The organism is Vibrio chagasii, assembly GCF_024347355.1.
Classification (GTDB): Bacteria; Pseudomonadota; Gammaproteobacteria; order Enterobacterales; family Vibrionaceae; genus Vibrio; species Vibrio chagasii.
Map to the genome: position 1 here is coordinate 2,151,609 of NZ_AP025465.1, position 24,483 is coordinate 2,176,091.

Here is a 24,483-nt window from a genome sequence, read left to right on the forward strand (position 1 = left end):
ATAAGTGAAAGTTATGTTATTGACATATTTTTCACGCTCACCCAGGATAATGTTAGTGTCTATTTCTGTATGAGAATCAAAATGAAACGAGTTCTATTGGTCGAAGATAACCGTGAAATTGCAGGTGTCTTGTTTGATTATTTTGAGTGTATTGGCATGGAACTCGATTATGCCGACAATGGTGAGCTTGGCCTGCAACTCGCGATGGATAACTCTTTTGATATCATTATTTTAGATCTGATGTTGCCACGAATGGATGGACTGACAGTTTGCAACAAACTACGAGATCAAGGCAACGCAACGCCGATCCTGATGCTGACTGCACTCGATAGCCGCGAAGATATGCTGAAAGGCTTTGACCACGGTGCAGATGACTATCTCACCAAGCCCTTTGACTTAGATATTCTCGAAGCAAGGATGAATGCGCTGGTTCGCCGTTACCGCGGAAAAGTCGCCTCCTCTAAGCTTCAATTTGACGAGCTCACCATCGACCAGAAAACCCGCAAAGCTTACCGTCAAGACAAGCTACTTGCACTCAACCCAACCACCTATACCATTCTTGAGATGCTGTGCCAGAATGCACCTGAAGTGGTAACGCGTGAAGACATCTCGTACAAGCTATGGGAAGAAGACGAACCGAACAACGATGTGCTACGTAGTCACATCTACCAACTGCGTAATCAACTCGATAAGCCCTTTGATACCCAGATGCTAATTACGGTTCCTAAGGTTGGATTCCGCCTGGAGTCTTACAATTGATTCTCAATGTTCTCACTAGTACAAAAACCCTAACAGGCCGCTTAGCGCTTTTCTTTGGCTTAATGGCGGTGATTGTGACGGCATTTGTCTATGTGGTCTTTATATCTGCACTGTTTTTGTCTGAAGACAGCGTCGGCGAAAGGCGAATCCTGATTGACCGCAACTACGCCATCAGTCAGTTTCAAGCTGGGGAGAATGGTGAATTAAGAATAGATGAACTGACCACCGCCTATAATGACCCAACTCTCATACCGGAAGAGTACTCTAAATTTATAAAAGGCAGAGAAAACTTCCTTGGCGAAGTGGGTCAAGAACCAAACTCGCGCATGGTCTATGTTGGTGAGTACACACACCAAGGAAAAACCTATCCTATTATTTTACTGTCTGAAATAGACCTTATCGAACTGGACCAAACAGAATCAGTGTACGCAACAATGTTCATACTTACATTGCTCTCTATCCTAATTTTTTGCTTTGGTTCAATACTTTATCGATTATCCAAACGGCTTATTGAACCATTTAACTCTCTCTCTGCACAGCTTGAGTCGAACAAACTCAACCTCAACGAAGAATTTGGAGTAAGTGACGATGCTGCGATTGAATTCCGTCAACTGACCGATCAACTCAATCAATATCGTCGAGAAATCAACTCCCTTATCAAACGTGAGCAAGCCTTTGCACGCTACGCAAGCCATGAATTGAGAACACCATTAACGGTTGCACGTGGTGCTAATAAGCTATTGCTTCGTAGTGATACGACCGATTTTCAATCTCGTCAGGTTGAGCGTATTGATGACGCCATCGTGCAGATGTCGGAGATGGTCGATGCCTTGCTTGGCCTCGTGAGATATGAAAGAAACAGTGACGACGCACCACTGCGCTTATTTAGCCAACAAGAACTAGAAGCTATTGTGTCAAAAAGCACTTCACAGGCCTCTGACAAAGAGGTCGAGATATCATTAACCGTTGAGTCTGAGCCGACCATTCAAGCCACCAGCGCTATCATGAACATGCTGATTGGTAACCTACTAAGGAATGCTATTGCTGCGACCAATAGTGGTACTGTGACAATTACTTTGTCTCAAAACGGCATTACGATTGAAGACCAAGGCGAAGGCTTACAAGATCAATACAACCCTAACGGTCACGGCTTAGGGTTACTGATTGTTGACGACCTGTGTCAACGCTATCACTGGGACTTCAAACTGTTCAACCGAACTTGCGGTGGATGCACAGCTCAAATCACCTTTTAGAGCGATCAATATCGAGTGAAAACTTGATGTTGTTGGTTTACAGAGCCAATAACCTGCTAGATACTCGTAAGTCCAATTTGATTTTAAAATGCTGGTTTTTTAGTCAGCATTTTTACTAAGTGCGATGAAACTAAATAATAGCCCTGTAACTCAGCATCAATACAACAACCACACCTTTTTCTTAAAGCGTGATGACCAGCTGCACTCCCACTTTTGTGGCAATAAAGCCCGCAAATTTATGAAGCTGCTAGAAGACGATCATCCGGACATCACCACCCTAATCAGCTACGGCTCGGCGCAAGCTAACTCTCTGTTCTCACTCGCGGCATTGGCAAAGATTAAAGGTTGGACGCTGGAGTTTTACGTCGACCACCTACCTCAATGGTTACAAGAGCGCCCAATCGGCAATTACCGTGGTGCTATTGACCTAGGCGCTAAAGTCATTTCAGTCAAAGAAACAGGTTCAGAACTTCATCCACAAGCGTATATTGATCAAGTGAGACAACCAGACTCACAGTGCATTGTGTTACCTGAGGGGGGACGCTCTCAACTTTCCGAATATGGTGTGAAGCAACTGGCAATGGAAATACTGAGCTGGACGCGCTTTGAAAACCAATACGACTTTGTTGTGGCACTACCCGCAGGGACTGGCAGCACTGCACTTTATCTTCATAAGCACCTAAAGTTACACAATATCCCGGTGCTCACTTGCGCTTGTGTGGGTGGAAGTGACTACCTGACTCAGCAATTCAATGAGCTTGGCGAAACCGAACATCCACAGATATTGCCTCTCCCGAAAAAGCATCACTTCGGTAAACTGTATAAGCAAGACTATCAGACATGGCTAGATCTTCAGGAGCAAACTGACATTGAATTCGATCTGCTTTACGATCCATTGATGTGGCAATGTTTAGAGCAATGGCAGGCAGATAATCCGACTAAAACCATTATCTATATTCATCAAGGTGGCATCTTAGGCAATGAATCAATGTTGCCTCGCTATCAGCGTAAATATCCTGATATCAGAACAAGTCTTTCTAGCAGCGATAACAGCACAGCCCCTACTTGGTAATGGTTCAAACCTCTTAAACCTGTTATTCGAACAATCACAGTGACGGTTTACTGTGATTGTTTCTTCCGTATAAGTTTCTTCCGTTTAATACAGTAATCCTTCTTGCTTTACCAATCAAAGCCAAGCTGACAATCTGGCGAGAATCATAACGTTATCTATACTTTCCATTGGATTGCCACTCGTCACCTGAAGGATTAATGTATGCGAGCACTTACTACACTAGGCCTGCTTTCGGTTTGTCTTCCTTTTGCAGCACACTCTGGAGAAAACGTCATCTACCAGGTGGATAGCATGGAGTATGAAGGTTATTGGAGTGAAGCCAGCGATCAAGCCCCTCTAGTACTTTTAATACACGATTGGGATGGTTTGACCGACTACGAGAAAAAGCGTTCTGAGATGCTCAACGAACTCGGTTACAACGTGTTTGCTATCGACCTGTTTGGAAAAGACATTCGCCCAACAGAAGTGAAAGATAAAAAGCAACACACGGGCGAGTTGTATAAAGATCGTGAAAAAATGCGCGCACTACTTAATGCTGGCGCGATAGAAGCGCAAAGGCTTGGCGGTAACTTAGATAACAATGTGATGATGGGTTATTGTTTTGGTGGTGCTGCCGTACTGGAAGCCGCAAGAGCAGGAATTCCATCCAAAGCTTATGTCACCTTCCACGGTGGTCTATCGACACCGAAAGGACAAGACTACTCACAAACCAAAGCACCCGTTGTCGTGTTCCATGGAACGGCAGATGCCATGATCTCAATGCAGGATTTTGGTAGCCTTGCCGCTGAATTGGAGTCAGCCAAAGTACCTCATGAGATGATCACCTACAGCGGAGCCCCTCATGCGTTCACTGTATTTGGTTCCAATAATTACCAAAATGAAGCCGACCAAAAATCGTGGCAGCGATTCACGCATGTGTTAGAAACCACCACCAGATAAACTAAAACACTAAAACACTAAAACACTAAAACCGAGTTAACCCATGTTTATAACTAAACATGGGCTAATTCGTCTATACACGTTTTTTGATGAGTTACATGTATCGGTAAATACTCAAGTCGTCTGATTGAATATCGCTATTAGAGCCACTAACTACACTCGCTAACAACTTTCCGGAACCACACGCCATCGTCCATCCCAACGTCCCATGGCCTGTATTGGTAAACAGGTTCTTAATTGGCGTCTTGCCGATTATAGGCGTGCCATCTGGCGTCATTGGCCTCAAGCCAGTCCAGTACTCTGCTTTAGAGAAGTCCCCAGCCTGCGGGAACAGATCTTTAATCACCATATCAATCGTCGCTTTGCGCTTTTCAGGAATCAGGTAATTGAAACCAGCAAGCTCAGCCGTCCCAGCGATACGAATTCGATCATCAAAACGCGTCATCGCCACCTTATAGGTTTCATCCATAACGGTTGATGTTGGTGACTTATCCGCACTAACAATTGGCAATGTCAAAGAATATCCCTTCACTGGATAAACAGGAATCGACAAATCGACTTGTTTCAGCAGATCTCGAGAATAACTTCCCGAAGCCACCACATAAGCGTCCGCTTTGAAGTCACCTTGAGTTGTCGTAATGCTCTCTATAGCTTGGTTCTGATGATTCAAGCTCACCACTTCAGTATCAAATACAAACTGGACGCCAAGCGCCTTGGCTTTCTCAGTTAAGGCTAAACAGAACTGATGGCAATCACCCGTTTCATCATGAGGTAAGTACAAACCGCCCACCAGCTTGTCTTTCACGTCAGCTAATCCCGGTTCCACCAACAGACACTGCTCCACACCAAACAGCGAGTGCTCGATGCCGCTTTCTGTTAATAGCTTCATATCCTGGTGAATCGCATCCAGTTGTTTCTCGCTTCTGAATACCTGCAGGGTACCTTTCTGCCTGCCCTCGTATGCCAAATTTTCACTGGTTCGAAGGTGGGTTAGACAGTCTCGGCTGTAGTTTGCCACTCTCAACATCCGTGACTTATTCACGGCGTATTTAGCTTCGTTACAATTGGCGAGCATCTTTGTCGCCCAAGAAACTAAATCAGGGGAAAGTGATGGCTTCACTTTCAAGGGAGCATGCTCTTGGGTGAGCCATTTCATCGCTTTCAAAGGAATACCCGGCGCCGCCCATGGTGATGAATAACCGTAAGAAATTTGACCGGCATTCGCAAAACTGGTCTCTTTACCACTGCTATCTTGGCGGTCGATAACCGTCACCGAGTGGCCCTCTTTCGCCAGATACCAAGCACTGGTCAAGCCAATCACACCGCTGCCAATTACAATTACTTCCATTCTCTTCCCCTACGCCCGACCAAATCTGCCGAGCATTACTGCCTGTTTCAAACTACCTTCGTTAATAATTTGTAACTTATTCATCGAGCGTTGACTCAACAATGCATATTGTGTTGATAAAAAGTCAATTTGTTCGTAAATCCGGAGAATGAGTTTAGAAGTGTGATGTTGGAGAGGTTATAAAGCAGCTTAATAATCAGTGAAGGTTTACTTGCAGAAAATAAAAAAAGCGACTCTCTTGGGCCGCTTTGGGATTGTTTAGTCTTGGTTTCTAGTAAAAATCACTGTACAGGATTGGCGTTGCAGGAGGAAACTCAATAGGTTGCCAACGGTCATTGAATGTATATTTTGCATACAACATAAAATGGTTTGGTGTGTAAAATTCAGAGCGCTGTAAATCTAAAAAAGCACCTAAATACCAACGCTTACTCACCCGTTTTTCTACTGCAGCTTGGAAAGATGACCCAAAGCCTCCACCGGAATCACTTACGCCATTTTCACTTAAATAAGGGGCATCTTCTTGTGTCCATGAATTGGAAATAGACCCGCTTAATAAATATGACCAAGCGTTACCGTATCGACCGTAATAATTAACCGGCAACGAAACCGACAGATAACTTTGGGGACTATAATAGCCGCCATGGCCAAGCGAGTACTCACCCAGGTTTTTATCATACCCAAGATAAATCAGGTTTGTTCCAATACTCAAACGCTCGTGATCGTTAGAAATCAACTTGTAATAAGCCCCACCAAGAACACCAAGTCGATTGTTATCCTCAACACTTTCTCCCGTAAGCGTATGGTACTGAAGGCTACTCCAAAAACCATAAGGCCCTCCAATATCCCAACTCGTATTGAATTTAACTCCCGTTCTTACAACACCTCCCCATTTAGTTCCCTCCGGGTCAGGCGTTTCAGGAGACGGCAACGAGTACTTGGGAACTGACATGCCCGCATAAGAGAGTGTGCTACTTGTTTCTGGACGGCGAGAAGCAACAGCACTCCAGCCGAACTGCCCTAAGTCACCATTCACACTAACACCACCAACCCACGTCGTATGATCAAAGCCGACAGGTGTAGTGCCTATATCAGCGCTCCAGTTCTTAGCTTGCCAACCAATACCCAAAGCCATGCCCGATGCGCTATTTTGAAACGAGGTAACGTCTTGATTCGTTGATTTGTCATAATACTCAAGGGCACCTGAATCTATTGACACATAATCAGCTCTAAGCAACAGGTGGCCTTCCCACTCTTCAATAGGCAATCTAGCTTCAATCGGTATTTGATTTGATTGATTTTGTCCATCCCGAGCACTGTAATCCCAACCAACAATAATGTGACCATCACTACGATCATGTAACGCATCTAAATCCGATTTTACATTTCGTGTTAACCAATAATCATCACTTTCATTGTACAAATCTCGTAGCGACGGAGTTAGCGTTTCTAAAGTGCCTTGTTGACTCGTTTTTTCTATTCGGTCGCTGTTCAATGCTTGATAGGCTCTCTCTTCCGCTAGTACCCACTGGCGATTTTCCATCGCAATTGCCATTCCGTCTCGGTATTCAAGCGCGCCCGCATCTGCCTTAGTATCTAGTAACGCATTGAGCTGATTTGCATCATGCACATTACCTTGTTGATTAAATACAGTCGCCGTTGTCATCAACTGCGATGCCGATAACACGTCAGCCTTTTTGATTAAAATCGGGCGATATTGGTCATAGACAGATGAATCTCCACTCATAGCACTAGCACGCAGCATGCCAATTTCAGCCCGGGTTTTGTAAGGTTCGGGCTCTGACAGTACCCTACTGTAAAGCGCTAAAGAACGATCTAAGTTTTCACTTTCTAGCATTAAGTCAGCCTCAGACAAAATACGTCGAGTTCTGAGTTCATCGAACTGTATAAATTCTGATGCAGTAAACTCTTGCTCATCAAAACTCGGAGCCAATCCATTAAACCAAGCATCAAAATCTTCAAATTTATTCAAACTAACCATCAACTCACCGTAAGCAAGCTGCTCATCAGTAGAGAGAAATGAAGACGAATCAATGCTCCTGTAAATCCTATCCGCCTCCTCGGTTTCACCAACATCAACCCAAGCGCTAGCAATACGAGATAGTGGTTGAATCTGACTTTGATATTGAGCTTCTAGACTCAGTAATTCTTTTGAGACCGATTTAGGCGATTGCTGGTAACTTATTTCTATACCCTGAAGTTCAGAGTCTAACCTTAAGCGGGTAAGGTTTCGCTGCATGGAGGCGGTCATATCTTGTAGTGGAACACTTTCTAGTTCAGCAATAGCTTGGTCAACTCTAAGGCTCTGTGCAAGGTACAGCGCATAGGCGAACTTCATCTCAGGATCTGAGGTGTCTTTCGCCCAACCTTCCATCAATTGATCTGCACGAGATTTATTCCCCATAGAACGCACAACGCCTGCAATATCTAACCTAAGCCAAGGAGAGTCCGGATTTAATTTGATTAGCGCTTCGACAGATTCAGCCATCGCCCTGTCATCATTATTAGCAATGGCGCCTCTTAAGCGAATCAGAATAACCTCAGAATCAATACTACTAATTTTTTCTTCAACCACTAGCTTCTGAGCTGATGAGTATTGGTTAGCCACTTCTCTAGCTTCATGCCAATTCCCTTGATAAACCTCAACGTCAAGTCTTCCACGCAATGCCGAACCATTCAGCGAATCAAGCGACAAAGCCTGCGAGTAAGCCTTGTCAGCCGACGAATACTTTTTTTCCTCAAGGAAGAGAGCACCTAAAGCGACAAAAGCATATGGCTGTGTATTATCTAGCGCTATCGCCTTACGGTATAAACGTTCAGCTTCTTCAAGTTCTCCTCTAGCTAACTGGAGATCTCCCCGATCTAAATATGCCCAATACTGAGACGTTTCAACCAACGTGGTCCATTTAGAAGAAGTATCTGGATTCTTATCCAATAATTGGGCTTGCTTGAAATATTCAAGTGCTTTTTGTTGTTGCCCCTTTCGCAGGTAGACCTTCCCCATCCCGCCTAAAATCTCCGGGTCATTGGGACGCGTGGTAATGGCATAACGCAACTGCGCCTCTGCTTGTTCAGTTTTCCCCAGTTCGAGCAGCCCTAACCCTTTTAGCTTTGCAAGGTAAGTAGGGTCTTTACGTAGCTCTTGCTCTTGGGTCCAACGCTTCCTAGCCGATTGATTTGCTTTTTGAATCTCTAAGTCTGAAGAGTAATAACTCGCGAGGACTGCATATTGCTCCGTCACTTGCTTTGAAATAGGTAATTGATCTAAAGCTCTTAACCAAGAAGTCGCAGCACTCGTTCCTACAATAGGAGCCAACGCCAGTTCTCGATAGGTATCCAAAATCCAAGGGTCACCTGGGTCTACTTTTCGTATATGGTTTGCCAATGCAAGCTGAAATTGAGGAACACCCGGGTAATCAGCATTAAGACGTTCAAGTCCAACCTTCACTTTATCCCAGTTATCATCTAGGTTGGCTTGAAGTTGCAAGTACTCAAGTTCAAGCGCAGCAGAAGGCATCCCGTTAGGAAAAACAGTTTGATAAGCTTCGATGGCTTCTACATAGCGACCTGATTTAGCAAATAACCTTGCTCGTTGATAATCAGCTCGCTTTTCACCTTGAATTGCCATTATCGAAGACAAAGACTGGGTTTGTGGAGCGTTAGGAGCAATGTCTTTTAAGCGTTCGTAGCTTTGCTCTGCCAATTCAGGCTGCTTACGTTTCAAGAACATAGTTCCCTGATAATAAAGCCCAGACAAGTTAGCTCTTTCAATAGCAAACAGCCTTTGTAGAGTACTTTCTACAATATCGTCACGACCAATTGCGTCTGCAAGTTTTAGCTGTTTGATTAGCCAATCCACAGAATCAACTCGTTCAAGAGAAGAAGATAGCTGAACCAACTGAACTGGTTGATATACCAACTCACGTTCTGCCTCAGATAGAGGTGTCGAATCAACACCAACCGCCAGTGCTGTGCCAGCAGAACAAATACTACTCGCTACAATAACGGGAGCTAACCAATAAGAACCTACCCTTACTGACATTGCTTGCCCCATGCCGGTTGCAACTCACCATACTCGCCAAATCTGAAGCGTTCGTTGTACCAACCAAGACCAAATAAACTCAACACATTGTCGTAATAATGATCGTTCCTGCTCGTCACCAGTTGATTTTGAGCGCGAGTAACCTGTGCCTCAAGAAGATTGGAATAATCCATTGAAGCAAGTAAAGGTAACGCGGCAGCTGAAAAGCCGGCGCTACCGGGTTGAGAATACTTACCTGTTTCGGTATCGACCTCACGTGGGGGCGCGCCTAACTGCTCAATAGCGGTAGCAAACGGCCCCATTTTCTTAACTAAATGTTCTTTCTCTTTATTTTTTTCATTGAGCATACCGACCCACAAGTATGTTCGAATTGCGTTATAGCTCCCAATTGGCCCTGTGACTTTGTCTTCACTAAATCCTTTGCCATTCAAAGTTACCCAATCAGGACTAAAACCCGCAGTCAATGTTTGACCAAGTATCAAAGTACTCGATTGGTACATTGAAGCCCACGAGTATTGTGGATAGAGGTCTTTCATCCGAGCGATCAACTGTAAAGGAACGTAGCTAGGGTTCAAACGATAGCTACCTTTACCAAGATCAAAGCCTTTGGGAGCTGGAAGCAAAGTCGTCCCAACACCTGCTACATCAACCGACTCTTCTCTCAATATACGAGCGGCTAAAAGATGCCCTAATGACTGATAGTAATAGTTATTCCATAAACGTCCTGCTTCCCCCAGCGCATAAGCAATCCACAAATCAGAATCTGAAGCTGGGTTTGTATCGAGTATGCCAAACTGCCCATCAAGTCTTTTTCCCCACAACCACGCAGGTAACCTAGCCGTTAAATCACCACCAGCTAGGTTCGCTTGTGTCCATTTCAATACTTGATCAAATGTCTGCTGGTCGTTAGCTACCAACGCAAAAAACAAAGCATAAGACTGACCTTCAGACGTCGTGATCAAACGTTCATCACTGCCATCAATTACTCTACCATTCTCAATGTATATTGATTTGAAATTGCTCCATTGAGGCCACTCACATGTCACAGCCATAAGCTGAGGAGACAATAAGAGCGATAACAAAAACATTAACTTCTTCATTGTTCATCCCCCTCTGTTTTTTCTAAGCGCTGAGCCGCGATTTGACGTAATACTCGCCATAACACAATGGTTACAATAACCATCATCAACGCAGCAAAGCAGGCAATAAGAATCGGATGACTCGAAAAGTGATACCAAATCAACTGCCAGACTGGTAGCTCGCCAACGTAGTAATGGGCACCTACATTGTAACTTGCAACCTCGTCATTTCTGACCGTAATAAGCGAACCAAACATGTGTTGGACTTTACCTGAATCGCTTAACGCACTGTCTATAGCAGCAAAATCAGACGGTTGTGCTGCCATAATTGACACTAAGCTACGATTGCTTGTAAATGGCGATTCCATCCCATAAATTGCGGCGAATGAACCATGAGCTTCTACTGAAACATAGTCGGTTGCATCTTGCTCTGTATTCGAAGGACTCATCCAGTTCATGCCAAGTTGTTCCTCATTTTTACTTGGCAATCGGATTTGACGTTCCCCAGCTTCCATAACAATATTCAACTGCTCTGGAGCATAGCCTGCTTGTTGAAGCTCACTAGCAACACCAATACTTAGTATGTCTTTATCTGCCAAAGACTCACTATCCCAATTATCAGTTAGCATAACCTGAAGACCCGGGTAACCAGAGTCGCTGCCTAAAGACCCCATAATATTGAGAATAGTTTGTAATGCTTCTCTTGGTGCGTCCTTTGGCAAAATAATCGCTGTTTCCGACAGATCTGCCATCCTTGTGTATGGAAAACCCGAAGTCGCAAATGCACGCATATTAGGCATTTCAATGTAATGAGGGAAACCGCTAAAATCGATAGTTGAATCGCCATCAACCACCGCGTATTGCTTACTAGGTTGTGTCACTTGACACTGTCCATCAGTTACAGAAGCAAAGCCAAACTCAAAGTCGATTTGGTTCTTACTACCAACCTTAAATGCGGGGATTCTTACTCGATCACCCGAACTTAAAAAACTGTCATCAAGCAATGGGACCCTTACACGATTGGAGTCGCCACCCTGCCCTTCTGTTGTTAAGTTAAAGGCTTGAATGAACTGGTCATTAATGCTTAACGTCAAACGAGACCCAGAGTGATCATCGGTTGGTGGAGAGTAACGATAGTTTAAATCCATCGGTATACCACGGCTCTGCCAAGTAAACAGATCCGGTGGTAAGCGCAGGCTGACACTAATTGGCGGAGGCGTACGACCTTCAACTTGAAGCACACTTTTCTGCTCAACAAGCTCAGACAAAGCTACAGGGCGCTCTGTACTAACCCAGTTTGGCGAATCATAAGGAACTCGTGGTTTGATCTGTTTAACATCGTTAACCTTCGCGATCGGCCCCGTCAATACTTGATGACCTAATGCTAACCCTTGGACTGCCGTGTTTAGGTCGTCGCTATCACGGCCAACGACTAAAAGAAGTTTTACATAAGGATCCGTAGGGTGAGTGATCACTTGTAGATAGGGACCATCTGTATCAGGGAAATCTCGTAAAAAGTTGGGTTTATTGTCATTCGTAACAAAAACTACTGCATTACGATCTGGCAAAGTATCAAAACTCAAAGGAAAATTTGCCCCACGCCAACCAGCCAACGCGCCAAAATATGAACTGAGCACGCCCGCCGCTTTAATATCGTCAAGGCTATATTGGTCACCTAAAACAACGGGCAGATCCAACTTATTAAAATCGCGAACATCAAAAAATGGGGCTGGCAATAAGCTCAAATCACTCTTGATCAATGTTTTCTGAACAGACATTTCGATTCGACTACTTTGACTAATCTCAGCCCAAATACTCGAATCATTAGGATTTGCGCAATCTGTTTTCGTGTTGCCAATCAGCTCAAAGCGTATTTGGTTATAATTGCTGAAATAACGCGTATCTAATGGCATCGATAAATTCAGCTTTTGCCCTTGCTGCCCATCAACAATGGACGTCACCCCCATCAATTCATTATTCAAATACACTTTTACGTGAGAAACCAAAGATAGAAGTGCTGGAGATGGGGTGATATCAAAATATAAAGTCGCCTTTGAAACGACCTCATCAAGACGTGAGCCAAACCCAACATAAGCACTTGCCTCACTTCCTTGGATCGCAATCGAACCGTTATAGCCCAGTTGACTAAATGGAATGACACGTTGCACTACTTCAGCGCTTTCGCTCCGGCTCAACAACGCTTCTGCAGACTCTTCTGGTTGATATTTACTTGTATTGTTTGCGGCGACATTACTCGACAAGCACGCGATAGAAAGTGCTGTCAACGCCGTTATTGTTTTATTGATTAGCATGACTTTGGGTCCTGATTGGGACATAGCGTGGTCTTAACGACCAAATAAATATGAAGCTCTGTAAAAATAAGTCCGCGGTAACTCTTATAAAGTTAGGACTGTGTTTCAATAAGCGTTTATAGCCGTTAAAACCAACCTGGAGTACTGCTCGCATACTCGATAAAGGTTTATCTGACTGATATCCTTGCTGCCATTTGGCCCATGTATCAGCTCGAGCAAATGTACATTGAACATATTGAACTTGCTGTTGGTGAGACAACTCCTCCAGGCGAAGCCCAAAAATGCCTTTAGATGCATAAGCAACAGTCATAGGGAAAACGAATTCTTGTCCCCCACGTTTGAGTACAACGTCTAAACATTGACCAAGTAAGCGCTCACAAGTTTTTTCATCAGCATCGTTGATCACGACTCGAATCCCACCTAAAGAAAAATCCTTCATTTCTGCCTGAATTAAATGCCCTGTACGAAGCTTAACCCAAATTGGCATAGATACTTCGACTCGGTGATCCTTACGTACTTGCTTCGCCTCAACCGCTACAGCAACCGCTGCACCCAGTATCAACAAATTGTACAGGGTCCAGATCAAGTTAACGATAACAGTACCAATCTCATCATTTGGTCCCCAGCCCAAGCGATAGAAACCAACACCAGCCCCTAAAATATTTAGAGCAACGAGAACTAAATACGGCCTTGAGATCACCCAGTCGTAATGAGACTTCTCAACTAATCCACCTTTGGCTGTAACATTAAAAGTGCCTTTGTGTGGAGCAAAAAGTGCTACAGTCGTTGGCCTTGCGATGTACCAAGCTAACACTGTTTCGTAGACCTCCCCCCAAAATGAGTAACGATGGTCACCCTGCATTCGGGAGTTAGTCATACTTGCATGTATCATATGCGGTAACACATAGAGAATAATGGCAAGTGCCGGAGCGTAAATAACATACGAATGTAAAATTAAAAACGCGAGTGGAGCTACTAAAAACACAATCCTTGGGATACCGGATAAAAAGTGCATCATCGCGTTTAGATAACAAAGCCGCTGTGACAACTTAAGCCCTTTCCCTATCAGAGGATTATCTACCCGGAATATCTGAGCCATACCTCTAGCCCATCGAATACGTTGTCCTACGTGTGCCGATAACGTTTCGGTCGCTAAGCCTGCTGAAATTGGCTGCTTTAAATACGCCGAACGATAACCAAGGCGGTGCATCCTGAGAGAGGTATGCGCATCTTCTGTCACCGTTTCGACAGCAATACCACCAACTTCTTCTAACGGCTCACGCCTTAGTACAGCACAAGAACCACAGAAAAAAGTCGCGTCCCAAAGATCATTACCGTCTTGAATCAAGCCATAAAACAAACTCCCTTCATTAGGCACATTTCGAAAATTCGATAAGTTGCGCTCAAACGGGTCTGGAGAAAAGAAATGGTGCGGCGTTTGTATCAACGCAAGCTTTGGGTCTTTAAGAAACATTCCCATGGTCAGCTGAAAAAAAGCTCTCGTCGGAATATGGTCACAATCGAAAATAGCGACATATTCACCATGGGTTTGCTTCAACGCGTAATTGATGTTGCCCGCTTTGGCATGCTCATTAGTCGGGCGACGGATATAATTAACTCCGACACTTTTCGCAAAGTCTCGGAAACTGTCACGTTTACCATCGTCCAGAATATGAATGTTCAATTTATCTTTTGGCCAGTCAACACCAAGCGACGCATATACTGTCGCTTTAACAACATCCAAATCTTCATTGTAAGTGGGAATCATCAGATCGATTGTTGGCCAACTCGATTCATCTTTGTGCATAGAGATTGGTTTGCGACTCAAAGGCCATATATTCTGAAAATAGCCGAGTAAAAGCACAATCCAAGAGTAAGTTTCTGCCAGAAGTAAAATACTCCCCAAAAAAAGAGCAATCGGATCATCCCAATTTAAAGTCGATGAGTAACGCCACCACAGATAACGACACGAAGCCGTCACTGAAAGAATAATCAGCAACATAGTGGGGAAGCGCCCCGGCATACGACGCACCATCATTGCCAACCCCCAAAGCAACAATATAAATACAGTTTGAGCCTGATAGCCAAAAGGGACAGTAAAACAAAGCAACGCAATAAAAACGACCAAGAAAAGTAGTATGTAGTTGAACAACATAACCAATTTGCTTTCTTTCATCCGTTCACGTATTTCGGATCCGTTGGTTTGATCCGCAGCCATCTCGAGCCAGGCGACCAATTTAGATATTTGAGAGAACGGTATATAAAATAAATTTTTCAGTAAGTTAAATGTGTCATTGACGATTTTAACCACTTTCTTAGACAAGAATTTACAGGGGGTTTGCTTAAAAAAAGCTAGCCACAGCGTTTGAACCATAAATCGAACAGAATCAAACAGCCTTGGAGCAGCAAAGTTTATATGTGGGTACAAATACAGAGGCAGCTTCCATGTGGCAACCTCTGCTATTTTTGGTTTCAAAAGAACAAAACAGAAAGAAAACCATATCGACAAAAGCATCCTGCCAACTCTTGTACTATTGCAGTTCTTGTACTTCTCGTAAGTTCTCGTTTGAAACTTAAATTGCTCAGCTATCCAAGGTTGGAAAATCAAATTCAGGCTACGCATTAGTTAGCCTTGAGAATAATGAGATGAAAACGTTGAAACACACCAAAAAGCCAAGGATTGAAAGTCCTTAGCAGCTTGACTAAACGGAGAAAAATGCTGAACCGTAGTAAGGTTAGCAACACAATCTAACAGAGCGGTATCACGATGGAGTAATACTGGCACTAGTATCGAACCAAATTCTTTCTTCAATACAAGCATGAAGTCACGACCAACTTCGGTTTCTGGTTGATAATGGTTGATGACAAGTCGTAGTTTATTTCTCTCTAATAACTCATCGAAGAAAGGACAGCTTTGAATCCATGACTGAAGCGCGCTGTAGCTAACGGCATCGGCCGTAACGGCAATAAATACCATATCTATTGCATCAATAGTGCCGTGGACCGCTAGATTATTTAGATCTGATAGCGCTGCATGAAATAATTGCCACTGTTCGCCCTTATCTGCGCGGGCATTTAAAGTCGTTTCTACTAACGAGTTAAGGTGTTGCTCTTTGTTTTTTTCAAATTCAAAGTGCTGATCGAAAGATAACTTCCCGAAGGGAAGAAACATAGCACCTTGTGGGCTCTGATAGCCCGCGTCAAACAAGTTTAGTCGATTCAGCGTTCTTACTGCCCACCCGTCATTCTCTTCATATGGAAGACCTAAATGGAGCCCTAAAAGGTTCTCAGGTGAAGAGTCTATCGCTAATACCTGCTTATTGATTTTCACTAAAGCCTGCGAAAGGTTTGCTGTGATGGTCGTAGATCCACAACCACCACGTAAGCTAGCAAAAAGAAGGCGCTTCATATCGCTTCCGTTTCTATACCTGCCTGTTTCTTACCGACTAACTTATCAGTAGTACGTACTTGCTTTGATTGAAATATTAACCACTTACTTTTAGCTTGTGTATAAGACTCATTCTCTGTCATTTCAATGTACTGATGTTGAGTTAGATTATATGAAGCGTAGATCGAATTAATGTCTTTTGCTGGTTCAGCCACTAGATTTTTCCAAAATAAAAGCACAAAAACACAGAGGCAAAGACGTTCCTGTCAATTCCTTTAACCTGTATACATTACGCTGATAACTATTTAACGCACGAACCTATGCGCAGAACATGAATAGGATGTACATATGAGCAATGAAATCTTGACTCACACTACTTTCGTTCAATAAATGGTGTCTTCTTAGGTAATAAGGAATTAGCAACATAAAGACAAGTTGTAACTACTTACGAAACATCTATATTTAAAATCAATGACATGGACACATTTATTTAAACTGACTATGATTCATCATGTAACACATAGTCATCTGAAAAATTATAATATATCTATTTTAATTTTCGATCAAACTTGATTAAGATATCCGCGTCATTTTATTGTCACAACTCAGCTCTAAAGCTTCAACGCATAATGCTCTGTGTTATATGCTAGCTATCAAAAAACTTAACCACATGAAACTAAGGAATTTTATGCACTCGATTCATGGGCTACCGGCAACGACCAGTGAAAGAGAATATGAATCTGTATACGTCAATTTATTCACACACAAAAGACTAGCAATCGATTCCTTATTCAACTTATTAAAAAACAAAGATAACACTTCACTTACAATATTTACTGACAAAGAAACTTTTTTGACAGGGCTCACTGAAGAAGTAATATCAAAAATCAATCACTTAGCAAAAACGTCATTAGAAAAAATGTATTTTGTTAATAGCCATCAGTCGAAAAAAACAATCAATCCAATTTCACTGTCACTTGATATTCACAATATCAATATAAAAAGCCATTCTACTTATATTTTATTTATTCATGACAGCTTGCTCGCTCACTGTGATGACAATGAAATTGATAAATTTCTATACAATATACAAAGTATTGCTCATAAAAAGCACTTATCCATCAATTTATGTATTTACGGCAACCTTGCAACGTCAATATTAAAACCAAAATTGCTCACTAATAACCGCTACATCGCAGGGCTTGCAACTATGACTCCAATCGATGAGTCTAGTTATAACTACCTTGTTGATTTTTGGTGCAATAAACATGGTGTTAAGTCTGATAGTGAATATATTCTTACGAGTTCAAGTAACGGTCAATTAGAGGCTACCTTAAACCAGAACCTAAGCTCGCTAGACATAATCGAAGATAAAGCGGACAACGATCGAATCTATGTGAGCAAAGAAGTCTTGAGTGAGGGCGTTAAGGTTCCCAAAAGCGTACATGTAGCGAATGACAACCAAACGCTACTAAAGATGCTCGATAGTCCAAGAGCTTCAACCGTTATCTTTAGTTGCACCAATCAGAAAGAAGTTAGGCAGTTAGCTATTGACTGCTTTAGGTTACGTGCTAAAGCGGGGAACCAACTAAAAATAGTTATTCGCGAGACTGAGCAGTGCCTAAGATACACAGACGAAAAGTTTCTACTTCGCGCAGGAGTTAATTTGATCTGTCCTGTTCAACTTCCTCACATGCGCTTTATGACACAAGTCGAGGCAATACAAGGCCAGTTATCCACTCGCCCATTACCGAAGAATATCGAGTCTCTCCTCAAGTATGACCTAAAGTTCGGAAATAAAGGTTATATGCTAAACACTGAGTTTAAAGACTATTGTGGTGAGTTGATTGCTATGTCATCACGCTCCAATGTTAGGTTTGCGTTAATCAAGCTTAGTTTGTTACCTGGAATGACGGCTGAAGATTGCCTACGTCTCTGCCATATCCGTAGAGATGGCGATGTCGTCACTGCATGTAATAATGCTCTGTATATCCTTTTTAGTGCGATCCGCCACAACGACATCAACGTTGCACTGAGTAACGTTTTCGAGTTTCCTATTCGCGATCTGTTTTATACGGTTCAAACTTATGACACTCAACATGATATCGAAGCCGAATTGCAATACATCATAAAAGATCAGGCCACAATCTCATCTGAAGTGTCACAATTAACGACAGAAGAAAAGATTTTTTCAGAGGCTACTCACCCCGTAACAGACGTCCCCCCCCTATTTGCAATAAAAAAAGTTATCGCCTCAAAGGGAACCATATGAACATTAATGACTTTCTACTCACGGCAACTATCAGCGCCTTAATTGGGGGGCTACTCGGTTACTTTCTTCGTGATGCTGTGGAATTTAGTATACGTGTTTATCAACGTCACTTCACACGTTCACGGTATTTCGAACAAGATGCCACTATCACTAAAAATAAGAAGCTAAAATAATGAAACCACATCTTAAGGATTCCATTCTTTCAAACCTAAGTTTGGGTTGGTGGAACATCTATTTTATCGCAAAAGTGGCTCTTTTCGTTCAAGGGACGATTGACTTCCACCCAATTGAAAACTTCGCTTTATTACTATTTATATTACTTCCCGTGACACTGAAGCCAATCAATGTAGCTCGCCATCTTATCGCGGTTGTGATAGCTGCTTGGTTACTGCATTATGATTCTTACCTTCCGCCGCTAGATAGGCTTTGGGCGCAAGTAGGACAACTCGCACAGTTTGAGATTGGATATCTTATTGAGCTTATAGGGCGGTTTGTTTCAGTTGAAGCACTGCTAGGCTTATTTACGCTATGTGCAGGTTACTACATCCTAAGTAGATTTCTACGTATCTCGGTCTTCGTCGTTATCGCGATGCTTTATGTCAGCCTACCAGACAGTCCTGAACCTTCAGTTCAGGTTGTTAGCAATGACTTAACACAAAAAAACGAGTCAACCCTGCCAACGCCGTCGCAACCACAAATAACTGAAATAAATGACCAATCCCTGAATAAAATGACTACAAATTTTTTCGAGAAAGAAGCATCTCGTTCTGTCGATTTTAGTCAAAGCAGCCAATCATCAGCCCCCTTTGACCTACTATTTTTAAGTATTTGTTCAGTCGCGTGGGACGACATCGAGATTGCAGGGTTAGCAGATCACCCGCTGTTTAAAGAATTCGACATCATGTTCGACAACTTTAGTGCCGGCACATCATATAGTGGCCCTGCTGTTATTCGTCTATTAAGAGCGAGTTGTGGTCAACAAGAACACAGCCAGCTGTTCGCATCAGCACCTTCAAACCAATGTTACCTGTTTGATAATCTCAAAAACTTAGGCTTCGAAGAAAACCTATTAATGAACCATAACGGTGTCTTTGACAGCTTCCTTGAACTAATTAAAAAGGATGGTGACATAGCAGCAGAACTCATGCCTCAGGATGGCTTTAAGCCTTACCAAAAGTCATTTGACGGCTCTTCAATATTCCGAGACAAACAAGTCCTAGATAACTGGCTACAACAAAGGCTAAACAGCAGTGATGAAAAAGTCGTAGCATTGTATAACTCGATCTCACTACATGATGGCAATCGAATCATAAATTCTAAGTCCAGTACGTCAATGATCAGTTATAAAAAGCGTTTGAAAAACCTGCTTGACGATCTTTATGATTTTTTCAAACAGCTTGAAGCATCAAAACGTAATATTGTTGTTGCTTTAGTACCTGAACACGGAGCAGGTATGCGGGGCGATAGAATGCAAATACAAGGTATGAGAGAAATACCAGCCCCTGGTATCGTGCATACTCCAGTAGGCATTAAGATTTTCGGGGAAAATATCAAACGTGACGGAGAGACAATACATGTCACCGCTCCTTCAAGCTACCTAGCACTCTCGCAATTAGTATCCAATATTCTAGAGGAAGATATCTATAGTGATACACAGTTCAGTCCAAAGAAACTAACTCAAAACTTACCAGAAACACCCCTCGTAGCCCAAAATTCTGGCTCAACAGTAATTGAAGTCGATGGCAAATATTACGTCACATTAGATGGATCTAGTTGGATTGAATATCCAAATAAGTAGTCGTTAATCAGGCTCTATCATTACCAAAATAGGACGAGTAAGAGGCAAGCCAGTGAATCAATCACTGGCTTTTTAATACCTACCAGTTATCGAATTGCTTAACCTAAATGTGCACCAGCGTACCTCGACCTAGATATTGTGAGCATCATGACTTAAGAATGTGGCGTTCTCGATGAGAAAGTCTAAAAAGGTTTCGGCTTGCAATGACAGTGCTCGGCCTTTAAGAGATTGAACTTTCACCGTCGCTTTAGAAAAGGTGTCTAGCTCAGTTGCAACCACTTCAATTTGTCCCGATTTGATCTCATCAAGCACAGTGAGCTTAGGCATAAAGGTCACGCCTAGGCCTGCCGAAACGAAGTTAGTTAGCGCGGTAACAGAGTTAGTTTGAAGCTTAGGTTGCAAAGTGAGATGAGAGTTTTGTTCGGCCTGCTTTACGAGCCTCCCCATACCTGTCGAGTTGTCGATCAAAGCAATAGAAGCCTCTCTAACATCTTGCAGTGTCACTGGTGCTTGTTGCGTCGTCAGTATGTGCCCTTTTGGAGCGATTAGCTCTAGAGGATGACTACGCTCGACGTGTGAATGCAGTTTAGGGTGAGGAGCAGACGCATAGGTAATCGCGAAATCGATCTGTTGATCCTCCAACATTTTCACGGCATCCAACGCACCCGCAATTTCAATCGATAAATTGATATCAGGGTATCGAGCCATGAAGGTCTGCATGGGTTTAGAGACCAAGTTTGTGATAAACCCTTCCCCTATCGCGATGCTAACGTTACCGCCCTTGAGGTTTTTCAGCTTGGTTAGGCGAGCCAGCACCGCCGTTTCACTGCGAACGATGGAGCGGTAATAGTTCAATAACTCGTTGCCCGCCTCAGTCAGCAGAGATTGGCGGTTGTTGCGCTCCCACACCTTCATTTCTGCTTGTGCTTCAAGCTGCGTCAGCATTCGACTCATTGCCGCAGGGTCAACGTTCATCATCTTAGACGCTTTACGCAGCGACCCATATTTTGATAACGCATTCAGATACTCAAGCGCACGGAGATTAAAATGATGCATGCAACTTCCTTGTGATTCGACAGACACACGGCAAGCGTCTCACAATTTTCTCATTTGCCTATCTAGGAATTGAGATACCGACACAACAAGTTTGCAAGTTGTGGGCTGAGTCACCAACACAAGTCCTTGAAGAGCGATAGGCACGATATAGAAGAAGTATGTATTCGCGCCAAATAAAACAAAAACACAGCTCAATTCAACGAAGAAATGAGCTGTGTTTGATGTTCACTATCGGCTGTTTGAAGCCGCTAAACTGTCGCTATTTTAAGGCAAGCAGCTTGTCGACAAATTCAGAGAAACCATACCCGCCAGGCTTGCTCATCACCACTGATGGGTGATGTTCTAGTCGTTCCCAGTAATGCTGAATATTCGCCACACCGACACTGTTCGGCAAAATTTCAAACATGTATTGATCGTTCATCGAGTCACCGACATAGCAACTACGCTCAACTATTTCTTGGTCAGATAGTCCCTTCTCTTTAAGAAAGGCGGTCGATGTTGCTTTCTTAGAGTGCTCACCATACCAAGCATTAATGTGAATAGAGCTTGCTGTAGCATGTGCACCTAACGCGTGAATCTTTGAGACTATCTCTTCAATAATCGCATCATCAACTTTAGGACGGTTTTGTCCAATGTCTATCGCGACCTCACACAAGCGATACGACTGATCGAGCGTTAAACTCAGCTCTGGGTAATCGCTCAAAATAGCTAAGACTTGTTCTTTCAGTTTGCTCTGATTAGCACTGACTTCTGGCAAGGGAATATCTGAGCGCAATGTCAGATAACCGTTTTTCTTTTCCATAATGAAAGCGCCATTCTCGCCGAGAACCGCATCAACAGGCCACAGCTGAGCAATATGATCACACCACCCTGCACATGCGCCCGTTACCGCAACTACTTTTTTCCCTGAATCACGCAGCTTGCTTAACGCAATCAAGGTTTCAGGAGGCAATTGACCTTGCCAGGTTAAGGTGTCGTCCACATCAGTTAACACCCAATCTATCTTTTTCCAATTTTGGTTCAATTCATTCGATACCGAATTCATTTCTACACCTCTAAATAATTAATCACTAAACAGTGTTAAAGCAAATTCGGTAAAAACATCACTAAGCTTTCAGAGAAAGTCAGCAGCATCAGAACCGTGAGTAGTGCTAGCAACAACGGAGCCACTTCTCTTACGAAGTCGACCATACGAACTTTTAAAATCGAGCAAACCGTAAACATCATCGAGCCAAATGGCGGAGTCACACCACCAATCATGATATTCACAATCACGATAATACCGAAGTGAACCGGATTAACGCCTAGGTTAAGCACAGCTGGCAATAGTAATGGCGTGAGTATGATCATCGCGGCACCACCTTCGATAAACATACCCACCACTAACAGCAGCACGTTAATCAACAACAGCAAGACGAGCTTGTTGTCTGTCAGCTCAATCAAAGCAGACGCAACATTGTGTGGGATCTGCTCTAGCGTCATGTAGTAACCAAAGACCATCGCACCGATAATGATGAACATGACACTACTGGTGCCTTGCACTGTTTCACGCATGATCAGCGGGATATGGCGCAAACCCAGTTGACGATAGACAAAGATGCCAATAATCGCGCAGAGTAATACAGCAATCGCACCCGCTTCAGTAGGCGTGAACAAGCCAAAACGCATGCCTAAAATAATGCCAAATGGGATCAACAGTGCCGGTATCGCTTTCAAGAAGTAGTGAAAACGCTCTTTGGCAGAAGCTGGCTCAGAGCAGGATAAACAGCGGCCGCCCACCTTTTACCAGCGTCTTGATGTCCGCTTGTAGCCCAATACCAGCAAAAAAGTAGAGAAGCAGAAAGTCTCTGACATCGAGGCTAAAAGTGATCTGGATTTCAAAGAGATAGTAAAGCGCAGCGACGGTAGCGGCACAAACAAAGCCACCAATAACTGGCTCTGGTAGTGAATACTTCCTTAATACTTCAGAGCGCTCGATTAAGCCTTTACCAATAAACAGTAATGAGATCGCTATAGTAAAGGAGAGCATTGGAGAAACGAGGGTTTCTGTCATGATGCGATAGATTCCTAAGAGTTAAGGTTATTCATAATGTTGCTTACTCTTAATCTTGTAGATCCACAGCGATAAATCAAGCGTTTATCGGTGACATCAATCGCTAATCTGGATCAAAATGCTTTAACATAAACAGTGGGAGTGACGAACACAAAAAGGATTTGAGAAAGGAATGTTTCGAAAAGAAGAAGGGGATAAAAATTTGGGCACCCAAAAACGAGAAAACCCCAGCATTTCTGCTGGGGTTTAGAATAGTGGTGGAAGGATGGGGATTTGAACCCCAGATACGCTATAAACGTATACTCGCTTTCCAGGCGAGCGCCTTAAGCCACTCAGCCATCCTTCCACAAATTGTGTTGAGCTCGTCACTCAACGAGGCGCTACTTTATTGATTCTGCTTGCTTTGGTCAAGGGGCATTATCAAAAAAAGTGCCTTTTTAAGTTTGTTCGATTACAAATTAACTCATTAGATCAAAAACAAACCAAATTTCATTCTTTCGCTGCACTTACGCTTGTTGTTTTTCTTAAGCTTGTTGATAGTAGCCTGGAACTCTAAACCACTTACGGCACATATCTAAGAAGTAACCGTACAATACGCCCATACCACAAGAGATCACCGCGTTACTGGTTACCGCAGTCACGATCTGGTCGCTTGAAGCACCAACAGCTAACAAAATACCAGCATACACTGGGGACTGGAATAATACATAAGCCATAAGGTCTGACAGGTTTTTCATCAACGAGCTTTGTGAAAGCTTTGCACCATTACGCAAGAACCAATCACGGAACACGCCATAAGGCCATGCAATGGCAATATTTACCGGAATCGACAGCGTTCGAGAAGCAAGAGATTGCTCGAACGTCATACCAGAGATGAACACTTCTACGATCATGCCGGAGATAAAACAGAAAACTACCATAGCAAATGTATCCGCCGCTGCGTTACGAATACAAAATGGACCACGAGACTTCATTGAGCGTTAAACCTAAAATATATCACTACCTATTTAGTGATTTAGCAACATATAAACAAGGCACTTTCGCACCCCACCAGATAATGTCGCTATTAAAACACAAGATTAGTAGTCATACAT

At 43.1% G+C, this 24,483-nt stretch carries 16 protein-coding genes, 1 tRNA gene and 2 pseudogenes; 6 read left to right on the forward strand and 13 right to left on the reverse strand.

The features are described from left to right. Positions 1–81: 81 nt before the first annotated feature. From OCV52_RS09865 to OCV52_RS09880, 4 genes are all read left to right on the forward strand, one after another. The gene (locus OCV52_RS09865; RefSeq protein ID WP_004741618.1) at positions 82–759 is read left to right on the forward strand and encodes a response regulator transcription factor; all 678 of its coding nucleotides are present in this window, start codon (positions 82–84) and stop codon (positions 757–759) included. Next, positions 756–2,012: a sensor histidine kinase gene (locus tag OCV52_RS09870; RefSeq protein ID WP_102425385.1), complete on the forward strand. Its 1,257-nt coding sequence runs from the start codon at positions 756–758 to the stop codon at positions 2,010–2,012. The genes OCV52_RS09865 and OCV52_RS09870 overlap by 4 nt, the downstream gene beginning before the upstream one ends. A gap of 124 nt (positions 2,013–2,136) precedes the next feature. Then, positions 2,137–3,084 carry a 1-aminocyclopropane-1-carboxylate deaminase/D-cysteine desulfhydrase gene (locus tag OCV52_RS09875; RefSeq protein WP_137408358.1) on the forward strand — a complete coding sequence of 316 codons (948 nt, stop codon included), beginning with the start codon at positions 2,137–2,139 and terminating at the stop codon, positions 3,082–3,084. Positions 3,085–3,285: 201 nt separating this feature from the next. Then, positions 3,286–4,023: a dienelactone hydrolase family protein gene (locus tag OCV52_RS09880; protein WP_137408359.1), complete on the forward strand. Its 738-nt coding sequence runs from the start codon at positions 3,286–3,288 to the stop codon at positions 4,021–4,023. A gap of 94 nt (positions 4,024–4,117) precedes the next feature. Here the strand turns inward: OCV52_RS09880 and OCV52_RS09885 are convergent, their stop codons facing one another. From OCV52_RS09885 to OCV52_RS09915, 7 genes are all read right to left on the reverse strand, one after another. Further along, a complete protein-coding gene (locus OCV52_RS09885) occupies positions 4,118–5,371 on the reverse strand; it encodes a D-amino acid dehydrogenase (protein WP_137408360.1) in 1,254 nt (417 codons plus the stop codon). Positions 5,372–5,642: 271 nt separating this feature from the next. Next, complete coding sequence (locus OCV52_RS09890; protein WP_137408361.1) at positions 5,643–9,431, reverse strand: cellulose synthase subunit BcsC-related outer membrane protein; 3,789 nt, start codon at positions 9,429–9,431, stop codon at positions 5,643–5,645. Continuing rightward, positions 9,422–10,531 carry a cellulose synthase complex periplasmic endoglucanase BcsZ gene (gene bcsZ, locus OCV52_RS09895; protein ID WP_137408362.1) on the reverse strand — a complete coding sequence of 370 codons (1,110 nt, stop codon included), beginning with the start codon at positions 10,529–10,531 and terminating at the stop codon, positions 9,422–9,424. The genes OCV52_RS09890 and bcsZ overlap by 10 nt, the downstream gene beginning before the upstream one ends. Continuing rightward, a complete protein-coding gene (gene bcsB / locus OCV52_RS09900; RefSeq protein WP_137408363.1) occupies positions 10,528–12,822 on the reverse strand; it encodes a cellulose biosynthesis cyclic di-GMP-binding regulatory protein BcsB in 2,295 nt (764 codons plus the stop codon). Before bcsB ends, bcsZ begins: the two co-directional genes overlap by 4 nt. Further along, the gene (gene bcsA, locus OCV52_RS09905; RefSeq protein ID WP_137408364.1) at positions 12,809–15,445 is read right to left on the reverse strand and encodes a UDP-forming cellulose synthase catalytic subunit; all 2,637 of its coding nucleotides are present in this window, start codon (positions 15,443–15,445) and stop codon (positions 12,809–12,811) included. Before bcsA ends, bcsB begins: the two co-directional genes overlap by 14 nt. Before the next feature lie 3 nt (positions 15,446–15,448). Continuing rightward, complete coding sequence (bcsQ, locus tag OCV52_RS09910; protein ID WP_137408365.1) at positions 15,449–16,231, reverse strand: cellulose biosynthesis protein BcsQ; 783 nt, start codon at positions 16,229–16,231, stop codon at positions 15,449–15,451. Then, the gene (locus OCV52_RS09915) at positions 16,228–16,425 is read right to left on the reverse strand and encodes a hypothetical protein (protein ID WP_061032877.1); all 198 of its coding nucleotides are present in this window, start codon (positions 16,423–16,425) and stop codon (positions 16,228–16,230) included. Before OCV52_RS09915 ends, bcsQ begins: the two co-directional genes overlap by 4 nt. Before the next feature lie 473 nt (positions 16,426–16,898). Here OCV52_RS09915 and bcsE point away from each other — a divergent pair, with 473 nt between their 5' ends. Further along, on the forward strand, positions 16,899–18,482 hold the full coding sequence (gene bcsE, locus OCV52_RS09920) for a cellulose biosynthesis protein BcsE (RefSeq protein ID WP_137408366.1): 1,584 nt from the start codon (positions 16,899–16,901) through the stop codon (positions 18,480–18,482). 172 nt (positions 18,483–18,654) lie between these two features. Further along, positions 18,655–20,280, forward strand: coding sequence for a cellulose biosynthesis protein BcsG (bcsG, locus tag OCV52_RS09925; protein ID WP_137408367.1), 1,626 nt, complete (start codon positions 18,655–18,657; stop codon positions 20,278–20,280). A 129-nt stretch (positions 20,281–20,409) separates the two neighbouring features. On the opposite strand, the gene OCV52_RS09930 is transcribed toward bcsG, so the two are convergent. The 6 genes and pseudogenes from OCV52_RS09930 to OCV52_RS09955 form a co-directional block, all read right to left on the reverse strand. Further along, positions 20,410–21,336 (reverse strand): LysR family transcriptional regulator, encoded by a 927-nt coding sequence (locus OCV52_RS09930; protein ID WP_137408368.1) that lies wholly within the window; start codon positions 21,334–21,336, stop codon positions 20,410–20,412. Positions 21,337–21,595: 259 nt separating this feature from the next. Next, on the reverse strand, positions 21,596–22,381 hold the full coding sequence (locus OCV52_RS09935) for an HAD-IIB family hydrolase (protein ID WP_105057368.1): 786 nt from the start codon (positions 22,379–22,381) through the stop codon (positions 21,596–21,598). Between the two features lie 35 nt (positions 22,382–22,416). Further along, positions 22,417–23,091: pseudogene (locus tag OCV52_RS09940) on the reverse strand (TRAP transporter large permease subunit); the annotation flags it as partial. Further along, a pseudogene (locus OCV52_RS09945) lies at positions 23,090–23,389 on the reverse strand (sodium/glutamate symporter); the annotation flags it as partial. The pseudogenes OCV52_RS09940 and OCV52_RS09945, both read right to left, overlap by 2 nt. A gap of 255 nt (positions 23,390–23,644) precedes the next feature. Then, positions 23,645–23,735, reverse strand: a tRNA-Ser gene (locus OCV52_RS09950). Positions 23,736–23,913: 178 nt separating this feature from the next. After that, positions 23,914–24,363 (reverse strand): L-alanine exporter AlaE, encoded by a 450-nt coding sequence (locus OCV52_RS09955; protein ID WP_102423554.1) that lies wholly within the window; start codon positions 24,361–24,363, stop codon positions 23,914–23,916. Positions 24,364–24,483 lie beyond the last annotated feature (120 nt).

What these genes read in the sequence shown, in the direction of transcription:
- OCV52_RS09865 (WP_004741618.1), top strand. Translation starts at nt 82, where the DNA reads ATGAAACGAGTTCTATTGGTCGAAGATAACCGTGAAATTGCAGGTGTC.
- OCV52_RS09875 (WP_137408358.1), top strand. Translation starts at nt 2,137, where the DNA reads ATGAAACTAAATAATAGCCCTGTAACTCAGCATCAATACAACAACCAC.
- OCV52_RS09880 (WP_137408359.1), top strand. Translation starts at nt 3,286, where the DNA reads ATGCGAGCACTTACTACACTAGGCCTGCTTTCGGTTTGTCTTCCTTTT.
- OCV52_RS09885 (WP_137408360.1), bottom strand. Translation starts at nt 5,371, where the DNA reads ATGGAAGTAATTGTAATTGGCAGCGGTGTGATTGGCTTGACCAGTGCT.
- OCV52_RS09890 (WP_137408361.1), bottom strand. Translation starts at nt 9,431, where the DNA reads ATGTCAGTAAGGGTAGGTTCTTATTGGTTAGCTCCCGTTATTGTAGCG.
- bcsZ (WP_137408362.1), bottom strand. Translation starts at nt 10,531, where the DNA reads ATGAAGAAGTTAATGTTTTTGTTATCGCTCTTATTGTCTCCTCAGCTT.
- bcsB (WP_137408363.1), bottom strand. Translation starts at nt 12,822, where the DNA reads ATGCTAATCAATAAAACAATAACGGCGTTGACAGCACTTTCTATCGCG.
- bcsA (WP_137408364.1), bottom strand. Translation starts at nt 15,445, where the DNA reads ATGCGTAGCCTGAATTTGATTTTCCAACCTTGGATAGCTGAGCAATTT.
- bcsQ (WP_137408365.1), bottom strand. Translation starts at nt 16,231, where the DNA reads ATGAAGCGCCTTCTTTTTGCTAGCTTACGTGGTGGTTGTGGATCTACG.
- bcsE (WP_137408366.1), top strand. Translation starts at nt 16,899, where the DNA reads ATGCACTCGATTCATGGGCTACCGGCAACGACCAGTGAAAGAGAATAT.
- bcsG (WP_137408367.1), top strand. Translation starts at nt 18,655, where the DNA reads ATGAAACCACATCTTAAGGATTCCATTCTTTCAAACCTAAGTTTGGGT.
- OCV52_RS09930 (WP_137408368.1), bottom strand. Translation starts at nt 21,336, where the DNA reads ATGCATCATTTTAATCTCCGTGCGCTTGAGTATCTGAATGCGTTATCA.
- OCV52_RS09935 (WP_105057368.1), bottom strand. Translation starts at nt 22,381, where the DNA reads ATGAATTCGGTATCGAATGAATTGAACCAAAATTGGAAAAAGATAGAT.
- OCV52_RS09955 (WP_102423554.1), bottom strand. Translation starts at nt 24,363, where the DNA reads ATGAAGTCTCGTGGTCCATTTTGTATTCGTAACGCAGCGGCGGATACA.